Origin of the sequence: Fructilactobacillus florum DSM 22689 = JCM 16035, assembly GCF_001436645.1 — a bacterium.
Lineage (GTDB): Bacteria > Bacillota > Bacilli > Lactobacillales > Lactobacillaceae > Fructilactobacillus > Fructilactobacillus florum.
Genome location: NZ_AYZI01000005.1, coordinates 89,054 through 100,454 on the forward strand (window position 1 = coordinate 89,054; position 11,401 = coordinate 100,454).

Consider the following 11,401-nt stretch of genomic DNA (forward strand, 5'->3'; position numbering starts at 1 on the left):
CACATATAGGAGTGAATCCCATGGATGCGAAGCATCTTTCTAAACGATTACAAGCAGTTGCTGATGTGGTTGAACCAGCTACTTTATTAGCAGATATTGGTTCCGATCATGCCTATTTACCAGCCTTTCTGGTACAAACCGGACGAGTTCAACGGGCAGTTGCCGGAGAACTTCGCAGTGGCCCCTTACACAATGCGCAAACTGAAATTGACCGGTTGCATTTACAAGCTCGTATGCAAGCGCGGCTAGGAGATGGGCTAACGGTGCTCAAGTCCTCTGATCATTGTCAAACAATTACCATCGCTGGGATGGGAGGGGCACTAATTGCTGATATTTTACAGCGTGGACAGTCTCATTTGCAGGATCATCCGCAGTTGGTGTTACAACCAAATATTGATGAAGATTTAGTGCGCACTTGGCTAGTCGCACATCACTATCGAATTAAGCAAGAGCAAATTATTTTTGACGGCGGTCATTATTATGAAGTAATCGCAGCTAGTTATACGTCAGTTCCAGTTAATTATGACCGAAAAGATTTGTTATTTGGTCCTTTGTTACGCCGAGCTCACAATGAAATTTTCACGAAAAAATGGGAAAAGCGCATAGTTAAACTTGATTTGATCATTGATCAATTAGCCGCAGGAGAAAATCAAGCCAGAGTTCAAGCAATTAGGCGTCGTCGCAGAGAAATTCAGGAGGTATTATCATGACTACGGTTCAAACCATAGTTGATCAGTTTGAAAAATTTGCTCCGCTCGTCTTTAAAGAAGCGGGTGATCCAACTGGATTTCAGCTGGGAAATCGAGAGGCGGTTGTGCATAAATTATTGACCACATTAGATGTCAGCCCAGCAGTAGTACAAGAAGCCATTGATTCAGATTGTGACTTCATTGTTGCCCATCATCCGCTGATTTTTTTCCCAGCTCGTAATTTAGACGAGGCTGATCCACAAACGAAAATGTATGCAAACTTGCTTAGACATCATATTAATGTTTATTCCGCACATACTAATTTAGATAAGGCTCCAGGTGGAATGAACGATTGGTTAACAGCAGCGCTACAATTACAGCAAGTCTCAGGATTGGTGCCTGATGCCGCTCCGGTGCAAGGTGAAATGTTGTCGTTGGGGCGAGTTGGGTATTTAAACCAACCAGTTACAGTAGCTGAACTAGTTGAACTTTGTAAGCAACGGTTGGGTGTGGATCATTTGCGCTATGCAACCGCCACTTTGCAAAAAAAAGTTCAAAAGATTGCAGTATTAGGGGGAACTGGTGGTAAGTTTTATCCTGCATCGCTGGAAGCAGGCGCAGATGCTTATCTAACTGGCGATCTATCATATCATATCACCCAAGAGATGGTGGCAAAGGGACTAACCGTCCTTGATCCGGGGCATCATATCGAAAGTATCTGTAAGGAACAGCTAAAAACGATGTTTTCCAATTGGAATAAAAAGTTCAAATGGGGAATTGAAGTGCAAGCTTCTGAAATTAGAACTGATCCTTTTTACTTCAATTAAAAAAGGACCCAACAAGCACAGCTAGTCAGCTCATTGGGTTCTTTTTAATTTCCAAATCATTATGGTTTTATAACTAATTTTAATAGATTAATTCCAATTAGGGCGATTAAACCACCGACGATAGCAACGTTAATGGCAATTGTTTTAGTAAAGGTTGATTGCACCAGGGCGGAACCAATGTAGCCAATGATTTCGCCATAAACAATTCCCCAAAAAAGTGTGGTTAAATTTGCAGCAATTGTCTTCATCTTCACCCCTCCTTACATGCGCTAAGTCTAGCACTATTTTTTAAAATTGCAACGAACGACCTAGCCATCAATCATAAAAGTTCTTTGCTATAATGATTATAAAGAATTAATGATGAAGGAGATTAATTAATGGCGTATGCAGCATTACAAAATTTAAGTTCCTATAGCTTATTACAAAGTACGACCACTATTCCCCAGCTAATTAGTAATGCTAAGCAAAAAGGGTATCAGACACTCGCACTAACTGATCAAAATGTTTTGTATGGAGCGGTGGCTTTTTACCAGACGGCCATAAAAGAAGGATTACATCCAATTATTGGACTGGAGCTAACGGTCGCAGGTAGCGTTTCTGTTGAACATCATTATCAGCTGTTATTATTAGCTAGAAATCAGAATGGTTATCAGCATCTATTGCAACTTTCTACGCTAAAAATGACTCAGTCGGCTCCACTTGCTTGGCAGCAGTTAACACCTGAATTATTACAGGGACTATTTATTCTCTTACCAGAGACTAGTGAGGTTAATAGCCTAATTTCTTATCAACGAATAGATCAAGCTCAAGCAGCCCTACAGGAACTCTTAGCGGTGGCGGCACCTGAAACTATTAAGCTAGGAGTCACTCCCACCATTTCAAACGAGGAGTTGCAACTTCGAACTAAGCTGACTGCCGATAACCACCTAGAATTAATTGCTTTACAAGAAACTCAGTATCTGCAAGCGGAAGATGCATTTTATACTCACGTACTCCAGTCAATTGCAACTGGGTCAACCATGTCGGATATCAATCAGACTCCCTCCCTTGGATCCAATTGGCTACCCCCCGTAGAATTAATTGAACAAAAGTATCAAAACAGAGGATTAGTTGCTGCATTAGAAGTAAATGCGCAAGTAGCTGCTGCATGTCAGGTTGAAATTATAAAGCAAGCTCCTCAATTGCCAACTTACCAAACTCCTAATGCTCAGCCCGCAGTTGCTTATTTAAGGAGACTCTGTCAAGCTGGTCTGCAAAAGCGCCTTAGTAACCAGCAAGCTGATAATTCTAAATACCAACAACGTCTGGACCATGAATTAGATGTAATTGAACGAATGGGATTTAGTGATTATTTTTTGATTGTTTGGGATGTAATTAACTTTGCTCATCAGCACCACATTCTTACCGGGCCGGGTCGAGGTTCTGCTGCGGGCTCGTTGGTTTCGTATTGTTTAAAAATTACCGATGTTGATCCAATCAAGTACGATCTGCTGTTTGAACGGTTTTTAAATGAAGAACGGGCCCAGATGCCTGATATTGACTTAGATATTCCAGATGAACAACGAGAAATTATTTTACAATATGTTCATGATAAATATGGAAATGATCGGGTTGCACAGATTATTACATTTGGTACTTTGGGAGCCAAGCAAGCCTTGCGGGACACGGGGCGCGTGTTTGGATTACCAGTTACGACTATGAATCGTTGGAGTGCTGCGATTCCCAAGCAACTACATGAAACTCTCACACAGGCAGAAAAGGAATCTCAAAAACTCCGAAATTTATTAGCCGATTCAGACACCAATCGGAAGCTCTTTGAAACGGCTCAAAAAATTGAGGGACTCCCTCGACACTATTCGACGCATGCTGCGGGGCTAATTTTGAGTGATGAACCAATCGTTAAGAAAGCTCCATTACAAAATGGTAATGAGGGGCTTTTGATGACCCAGTACTCAAAATATTATGTAGAAGATGTTGGGTTATTAAAAATTGACTTTTTGGGTTTGCGAAACTTATCAATCATGAACCATATCCTAACGTTGGTTCATCAGCAGTTTGATGCAGAATTTGATGTGACTAAGATTAGCTTAGAAGACGAACGGACTTTACAATTATTTCAAGCGGGTAAAACAAATGGGGTATTTCAATTTGAATCGGCTGGCATTAAAAATGTTTTGCGACGTATGCATCCTGATTCCTTTGAATTAATTGCAGCGGTGAATGCCTTGTATCGTCCCGGCCCGATGGAAAATATTGATACCTTTATTGCGCGAAAAGATGGCTTGGAAGCAGTTGATTATCCAAACCAAACAATTAAAGAAATTTTAAGCTCAACCTACGGCATTATTGTTTATCAAGAGCAAGTGATGCAATTGGCAGCAGCAATGGCTGGTTTTTCACTGGCACAAGCTGACGTTTTGCGTCGAGCAATGAGCAAGAAGCACCATCAAGAGATGGAGTCCATGCGCCAACGTTTTATGCAGGGGGCGCTTGCAAAAAAATACAGTGAGCAGACGGCCACCACGACTTTTGATTATATCGAGCGCTTTGCCAGCTATGGTTTTAATAAATCTCATGCGGTTGCTTATAGTAAGATGGCATTTGAATTAGCCTATTTAAAGGTCCATTTTCCTGGTCCATTTTTTGTAGCGCTATTGAATTCGGTGGTTGGAAACTTTGCTAAAATCAAGACCTATATTCAAGAGGCAAAGGACAATGACTTATCAGTACTAAATCCCAGTTTAAACCATAGTAACGCTGATTTTACCTATCAGCAGGGAAGCATTCGGTTTGGATTTCAGGCGATTAAGGGCTTGCGATCCGATTTTATTAAAGAAATTCTGGCCTTGCGCAAGGAGCAAGGCAACTTTACAAGTTTAGTTCAATTTGTCCAACAGTTGCCACCAAAGTTTCAAAAGGAAGACCAGTTACAGGCCTTGGCTTATACGGGGGCACTAGATGAATTTGGTTATAATCGGCATGAGGTAGTTGCCGCATTGCCTAAAATTCTTAGTTCGGCTGAATTTTCTGGTTCATTGCTGGCAGATTTGCCGGGAATGGAAGTTGAAATTAGTCATAAACCAGATTTTCAAGATTGGGAAAAAACTAATTTTGAAAATGAGTATCTTGGCACTTACTTATCGGGGCATCCGGTGGAACGCTATGAAGAATTAAGAAAAAAATCACATGCAATTCGTACGTCAGATTTACAACCAACGACCAAAACGGTAAAACTGATTTTACTAATATCTCACATCAAGACAGTTCGGACGAAACGGGGACAGTTAATGGCCTTTATCAATGCTGGAGATCAGTTTACGACCATCGACCTAACGATTTTTCCGCAACTTTATCGAGAAATCAGTAGTTGGTTAAAGCCTAATATCGTAGTTCTTGTCCAGGGAACTGTAGAAGAGCGGCGCGGGTTACAATTAATTGTTAATCAGATTGAACCAGCTGCGAACGCCAGTCGGGTTAGCGGTCCAGTGCAGCAAAAATTATTTATTCGATTAAACGAGGCTAACGATCAACCGGCTCAACTGCAGCAATTACAGCAATACTTAGTAAGCCATCAAGGTGATTGTCCGGTCGTTTTGTATCGTGTTAAAACTGACCAGAAACAGTTATTGCCTTCTAAGTATCGAGTTAAGGCAACTGACGCTGTCTTGCAGCATCTTCAAGGTTTGTTTGGAGCAGCTAATGTTGTCTTACAGTGATTTTTAATGAATCAAGACAATCCTGGGTAAACGTGATACAATACAAATGGATTCTAAAGCAGTAGCCTAGTGATTTATGGGCTGCAAAAAAGGAGAGGCTTTTATGAAGAGAACTAAAATCGTTAGCACGCTTGGACCTGCTTCCAATGATTTGAATACGATTGTAGATTTATTGAATGCAGGAGCAAATGTTTTTCGTTTCAACTTTTCTCACGGGGATCATGAGGAACATTTATCCCGAATGAATTTGGTTAGAGAAGCTGAAAAGAAAACCGGTAAGATTGCCGGTGTTTTGCTAGATACCAAGGGCGCCGAAATTCGAACAACTGTCGAACAAGGTGGCAAGCTTGATTTTAAAATTGGGGAAAAGTTTCGGATTTCAATGGACGATAGTCTTGAAGGAACCAAAGAAAAGATTGCAGTAACTTATCCTGGTCTCTATGATGATGTTAAGATTGGTGGGCACGTCTTGTTTGATGACGGCTTGTTAGATACTAAAATCTTAGAAAAAGATGACCAAAATCGCGAATTAATTGTTGAAGTCATTAATGACGGGGTCTTAGGATCACGTAAGGGAGTTAATGCTCCGGGAGTTTCAATTAATTTACCGGGAATTACTGAAAAAGATTCTGATGATATTCGCTTTGGTTGTGAGCATGGGATTAACTACATTGCTGCTTCCTTTGTTAGAAAGCCACAGGACATCCTCGATATTCGAGCTCTCCTCGAAGAAAAAGATATGCAGGATGTTCAAATCTTTCCAAAGATTGAGTCCCAAGAAGGAATTGACAACTTTAATGAAATCATCAAGGTTTCTGATGGTCTGATGATTGCCCGTGGTGACATGGGAGTGGAGATTCCACCAGAAAACGTCCCAGTTGTTCAGAAACGACTAATTAAGATTTGTAATGAAGCTGGCAAACCAGTGATTACTGCTACGCAAATGTTGGATTCCATGCAAGAAGAACCTCGACCAACACGTGCAGAAGTTTCTGACGTTGCAAATGCTGTTTATGATGGAACTGACGCTACCATGCTTTCTGGTGAGAGTGCCAACGGTGACTATCCAGTGGCTTCCGTTGCGATGATGAGTCGAATTGATAAGAAATCTGACGATCATTTCAAGGAATTTGGTACACCACGTCCAGTTTTCCATAATAGCGATGTGACCGAAGCATTGGGCGAATCAGTAGCACGGATTGCTAAAGACATGGACATTCATACGATTGTAGCTGCGACCGGTTCTGGTTACACAGCTCGGATGATTTCTAAGTATCACCCTGACGCAAACATCCTAGCCCTAACTTTTGATGATCGAGTTCGTCGTGGTTTGACAGTTAATTACGCTGTTAAACCAGTGCTAGTTGACAAGCCAGAATCATTAGAAGCCATGATTAACCTTGCCACTGCTAAAGCCGTTGAAACCGGCCTAGCTAAAGAAGGCGAAGAAATCATTGTGACTACTGGAGTACCTTTAGGTGACGAAGGGACTACTAATACGATTCGGGTTCAATTAATTGGAACTAAGTTAGCTCAAGGTCAAAGTGTTGGTGATGAAACGGTAATTGGAAAGGCCGTTGTTGCCAAAGATGCTAAAGATGCCGTTGCTAAAACAGCAGATGGCAGTGTCTTAGTAGTTAAGGATACGAATAAAGACTATTTGCCAGCAATGAAAAAATCTAGTGCAATTGTAGTTGAAACTGGTGGCTTAACTTCATATGCCGCGGTTGTTGGGATCTCACTTGATATTCCAGTAATCGTAGCTGCTAATGATGCTACTAATAGCATTAGTGATGGCGAGTTAGTTACAGTTGATGCACGACGCGGTATTGTGTATCAAGGTAATCAAGCTAAAAATGACTAATTAATCCAGTTATGTACCATAAGAGGAGGGTCTAAGTCTGCTTAGACCCTCCTTTTTATGTTTGGTTTAAATTAATTTTAAGAAAAACTTTAGATAAATACGATTTTGTTTGTTATAATAAAAATGACAAACTGGTGCATTGGAGCAAGGTATGAATGAAGATTTAGGACTCATCAAGACAGGGATCATTACTGATGAAAATGAACAAAATTATTTTGTTCAAATTCACGGTAGAACTTACGCACTTAACAAAACAGAGCCCGCTGAACAATTTTCACTAGGAGCTTCGTTACGGGGCTTTTGCTATGAGAATAAACATCGCCAATTAAAAATAACGGAGGCAATTCCAGATATTAAACCGGGGTACTATGGTTGGGGAACAGTTGTTGGAGTAAAGCACGATTTGGGAGTTTTTCTTGATATTGGTCTGGTTGACAAAGATTTAGCTATTTCTCTTGATGAATTGCCTGCTATGAAATCACTTTGGCCGGATACTGGGGATCGGTTGCTCGTTACGATGCAGTTTGATGCAAAACATCGTCTGTGGGGCCACCTTGCTGATGATCAAATTTATAAAGCAATTTCTCAGCCAGCTAGTAAAGAGAAAGATCAAAATCAAAACGTGGTAGCTACCGTTATTAATCCTAAAAAAATGGGAACTAAGGTTTTAACTAAAAACTATCAACTAGGCTTTATTGATCGTTCTGAACTAGAACAAGAACCACGGTTGGGTCAACAATTGCAAGCGCGTGTGATCGGAGTTCGTCCCAATAAAACACTATATCTTTCGCTTCGACCACGGGCGTACGAAGCAATTAGTGACGATGCAACAATGCTGCTGCGCATGCTAGAAATGAGTGCTACCCATCAGTTACCATATGGTGATAAAAGTGATGCAGAGCAAATCAAGGCAAACTTGGGCATTAGTAAGGGTCAATTTAAACGCGCTGTCGGGAACTTATTAAAAAAGCGTTTGATTGAAATTGAGCCTAATATGCTGATTTTGAAGCAGCAGGATGACAATGATGCAGGATCAAATTGACGATTATTTACATTTTTTATTAATCGAACGGGGATTAGCCCATAACACCATCATTAGTTATCGAGAAGATTTACACCAATTCGCAAGTTACCTAGCCAAACATCACCTTTCGTCATTTGTAGAGGTTGATCAATATCAAATCCTTGATTTTTTAACTTGGGAACAACAGCAAGGGAAGGCTAGAAATTCAATTATCCGTCTCATTTCAACCCTTCGTAAATTTTTTCAGTATTTGATCAGAATGAAAGTGATCAATAACAATCCTATGACCAAAATAAAACCACCCAAGCAGGGACTTCATTTACCAGCCGTGTTGTCTGAACGTGAAATGAATCAAATTTTAGCACTTCCAGATTTGAACAAACCACTTGGAATTCGTGATCGAGCGATGCTGGAGGTGCTATATGCCACTGGATTACGGGTTTCTGAGTTAGTTAATCTAAAATTGCAAGATCTTCATTTAGAGGTTCAGTTGATTCAAACAATTGGAAAGGGCGATAAAGAACGATTAGTGCCAATTGATTCGGTGGCACAATCGTGGTTAAATCGTTACCTCGCTGAGGTTAGACCTAAGCTAGTAAAACAAGCAAATAGTTTTATTTTTTTAAATGCTCACGGGGGGCAACTAACCCGGCAAGCTCTGTGGCAAAAAATTAAAGGGTATGTCCAACAAACTGGTATCAAAAAAATTGTTACACCACACACTTTTCGCCATAGTTTTGCAACTCATTTATTGGAAAATGGTGCTGATCTACGGACAGTGCAAGAATTGCTCGGACACGCAGATATCTCAACCACCCAAATTTATACGCATGTCTCACATGAGCATCTTACAAAAGCCTATAAGCGATTTCATCCCCGGGCATAGCTTGGAAAGAGGGTTCATTAATGTTATATAAATACCAAGATGATAATAAACGGATTGCAATGGGGATCCTATCTTTAGCCAAAGTTCGCGATCGAGCGGATTATTTGGAACAGGAACTTCATTGGTACAATGATAGTAAGCAACGTAATTTGTATTTATGGCGCGATCAATTTAATAATTGGGCGGGAGTAATCGGAACTGAATCTTTTTCTAGCTGTCTGGTTGTTCGTCGCATTACTCTCACTCCAGATGTTAATACGGTCTTTAACATTTTTAATGTTCTAGATGATTTGAAACAACTGTATCCAGATATTCCGCTGCAGGGAACGTTAGCGACACAAAATTATTTAAATACTTGGGAGCAAAATAATGAGCGAAAAAATGCTTGAACTTCATTTAGATAGTTTTGATGGACCATTGGCCTTATTGCTACATTTAATTCGACAGTCAAAGATGGATATTTATGACATTAACATCACTGCCATTACGGAGCAGTACATTGCTTATTTGCAGCAACTAAAGCACGTGCATATTCAAATAGCTGGCGAATTTTTAGTAATGGCAGCGAATTTAATGCGGATTAAATCGAAAGTGCTCTTAGCTGAAGAGTTAGCAATTGATGAGCCGGAAGATCCAAGACAACCACTAGTTGACCAGTTATTAGAATACAAAAAATATCAAGAAGCAGCTAAGCAGTTGCGAAAAAAAGCAGCTAAGCGACAACTTTGGCACTCAATTACTCCAGGGGCAGTTCAGAAACAAACCACAATCCAGCCAAATGATTTATCGGTAGAACTACTACGACAGGCTTGGCAACGGTTGCAAAGTCGGCGGCAACTTAACCAACAGCCGATTTCGAATGAACAAATTCAAGAATGGAAATTTGAGATTCCTACTCAGATCAAAATATTGGAAAACGCTTTAGATGAGCATCCAGCTGGGCTCTTTTTTTCGCAACTACTAAACCCCATGATGTCAAAAGAAGAGTTAGTAACAGATTTTTTAGCATTACTAACCATGGTGCGCTCGCAATTAGTGGAGGTCACGCAACAGAATTATCATGCTGATATTTGGATTAGGAGGCGAGTGCATGAACTTGTTAGCACAAATTGAAGCTCTCGTCTACATTTCTGCTAATCAGGGGATTACGATCCAAAAGCTTGCAGAACTTACAAACGTTCCTGTAGCAGCAATTCGGGAAAATGTAAAAAAATTACAATCCACTTATGAAAAGCGGAATGGTGCACTGGTGATTGTGCGCCATGGCGATCTAATTCAAATTGCGACCAAACCGGAATTTGACAAGTTACTACAATCTTTTACGGAAACAAATGAACCATTACTATCAAAACCAGCATTAGAAGTTTTAACGATTGTCGCATATCGTCAACCAATTACTAGAATCCAGCTTGATCAGTTACGCGGGGTTAATAGTGCTGTTTCGCTACGTAATTTACAAAGTTATAGTCTGATAACCGTCAGTGGTCATGCTGATGAGCCTGGAAATCCGGCTCAGTATGCGACGACTGATCAGTTTTTACAGGCCTTTGGTCTCCAGTCACTTGCAGATTTGCCAGCGATTCGTGCCAAGCCACAACCAGTTAGCGGTGATTTGTTTCACCCTAAGCAAATTAATAAAGGAGCAAAGACCAGTGAGTGATCGTTTACAAAAAGTCCTTGCACATGCAGGAGTAGCGTCTCGTCGTGCAAGTGAAAAACTAATTTTAACCGGCCATGTTCGAGTTAATGGCAAAATAATTACAACATTAGGGGCAAAAGTTGAACCAACTGATCGAATTGAGGTTGATCATCACCCAATCAAATTAGAAGATCCCGTCTATTTTGTGTTAAATAAGCCACGTGGTGTGATTACATCCGCAACGGATGAAAAAGATCGAAAGACCGTCCTAGATTATTTCAAACATAAGGTATCTGAAAGAATCTATCCGGTCGGGAGGCTGGACTATGATACCAGTGGGGTACTGTTATTAACCAATGATGGTCAATTAGATTTCCAACTAACCCATCCTAAGCACCATGTTCCGAAAACTTACCTTGCAAAGGTCGAAGGAATTCCTGACGAAAACGCCCTGGAGCAGTTGCGGACAGGAGTCAGATTACCTGATCATCAGCGAAGTGCTCCAGCGGAAGTTCGCCGATTAGCTAACGTTGGTCAACACGAGGCTCGAGGACTGCTCGAACTAACCATTTTTGAAGGTCACAATCATGAAGTTAAGAATATGCTTCAAGCAGTTGGTCATCCAGTGGAGCGCCTGAAACGAACTGCATTTGCTGGAATTGATCTTGGTGGGTTAGAGCCTGGCCAATGGCGCCCGCTACGAAAAAGAGAAGTAAGAAATCTATTGGAAATTAGTGAAGCGAAGGAGTAACTACC

The 11,401-nt window shown here is 40.7% G+C and carries 11 protein-coding genes; 10 read left to right on the forward strand and 1 reads right to left on the reverse strand.

Annotated elements, in window-relative coordinates:
* Positions 1 to 20: 20 nt before the first annotated feature.
* Complete coding sequence (locus FC87_RS03900) at positions 21 to 710, forward strand: tRNA (adenine(22)-N(1))-methyltransferase (RefSeq protein WP_054689779.1); 690 nt, start codon at positions 21 to 23, stop codon at positions 708 to 710.
* Positions 707 to 1,516, forward strand: coding sequence for a Nif3-like dinuclear metal center hexameric protein (locus FC87_RS03905; protein ID WP_056961683.1), 810 nt, complete (start codon positions 707 to 709; stop codon positions 1,514 to 1,516). Before FC87_RS03900 ends, FC87_RS03905 begins: the two co-directional genes overlap by 4 nt.
* Positions 1,517 to 1,575: 59 nt before the next feature.
* Here FC87_RS03905 and FC87_RS03910 read toward each other — a convergent pair whose 3' ends face one another.
* Positions 1,576 to 1,764 (reverse strand): DUF2929 family protein, encoded by a 189-nt coding sequence (locus tag FC87_RS03910; protein WP_009167208.1) that lies wholly within the window; start codon positions 1,762 to 1,764, stop codon positions 1,576 to 1,578.
* A 129-nt stretch (positions 1,765 to 1,893) separates the two neighbouring features.
* Between FC87_RS03910 and dnaE the strand changes: the two genes are divergently transcribed.
* From dnaE to FC87_RS03950, 8 genes are all read left to right on the forward strand, one after another.
* Positions 1,894 to 5,232, forward strand: a complete 3,339-nt coding sequence (gene dnaE / locus FC87_RS03915; protein ID WP_056961685.1) for a DNA polymerase III subunit alpha — start codon at positions 1,894 to 1,896, stop codon at positions 5,230 to 5,232.
* A 103-nt stretch (positions 5,233 to 5,335) separates the two neighbouring features.
* Positions 5,336 to 7,096: a pyruvate kinase gene (pyk, locus tag FC87_RS03920; RefSeq protein ID WP_054689776.1), complete on the forward strand. Its 1,761-nt coding sequence runs from the start codon at positions 5,336 to 5,338 to the stop codon at positions 7,094 to 7,096.
* 151 nt (positions 7,097 to 7,247) lie between these two features.
* A complete protein-coding gene (locus tag FC87_RS03925; protein ID WP_056961687.1) occupies positions 7,248 to 8,138 on the forward strand; it encodes a CvfB family protein in 891 nt (296 codons plus the stop codon).
* A complete protein-coding gene (gene xerD / locus FC87_RS03930) occupies positions 8,122 to 9,006 on the forward strand; it encodes a site-specific tyrosine recombinase XerD (RefSeq protein WP_191979372.1) in 885 nt (294 codons plus the stop codon). Before FC87_RS03925 ends, xerD begins: the two co-directional genes overlap by 17 nt.
* A 20-nt stretch (positions 9,007 to 9,026) precedes the next feature.
* Complete coding sequence (locus FC87_RS03935; RefSeq protein ID WP_009167203.1) at positions 9,027 to 9,395, forward strand: hypothetical protein; 369 nt, start codon at positions 9,027 to 9,029, stop codon at positions 9,393 to 9,395.
* Entirely contained in the window at positions 9,376 to 10,119 is a 744-nt protein-coding gene (locus tag FC87_RS03940; protein ID WP_056961691.1) for a segregation and condensation protein A, read from the forward strand. The genes FC87_RS03935 and FC87_RS03940 overlap by 20 nt, the downstream gene beginning before the upstream one ends.
* On the forward strand, positions 10,097 to 10,666 hold the full coding sequence (scpB, locus tag FC87_RS03945) for an SMC-Scp complex subunit ScpB (protein ID WP_054689767.1): 570 nt from the start codon (positions 10,097 to 10,099) through the stop codon (positions 10,664 to 10,666). The genes FC87_RS03940 and scpB overlap by 23 nt, the downstream gene beginning before the upstream one ends.
* Positions 10,659 to 11,396: a pseudouridine synthase gene (locus tag FC87_RS03950; RefSeq protein ID WP_054689755.1), complete on the forward strand. Its 738-nt coding sequence runs from the start codon at positions 10,659 to 10,661 to the stop codon at positions 11,394 to 11,396. The genes scpB and FC87_RS03950 overlap by 8 nt, the downstream gene beginning before the upstream one ends.
* Positions 11,397 to 11,401: the final 5 nt, after the last annotated feature.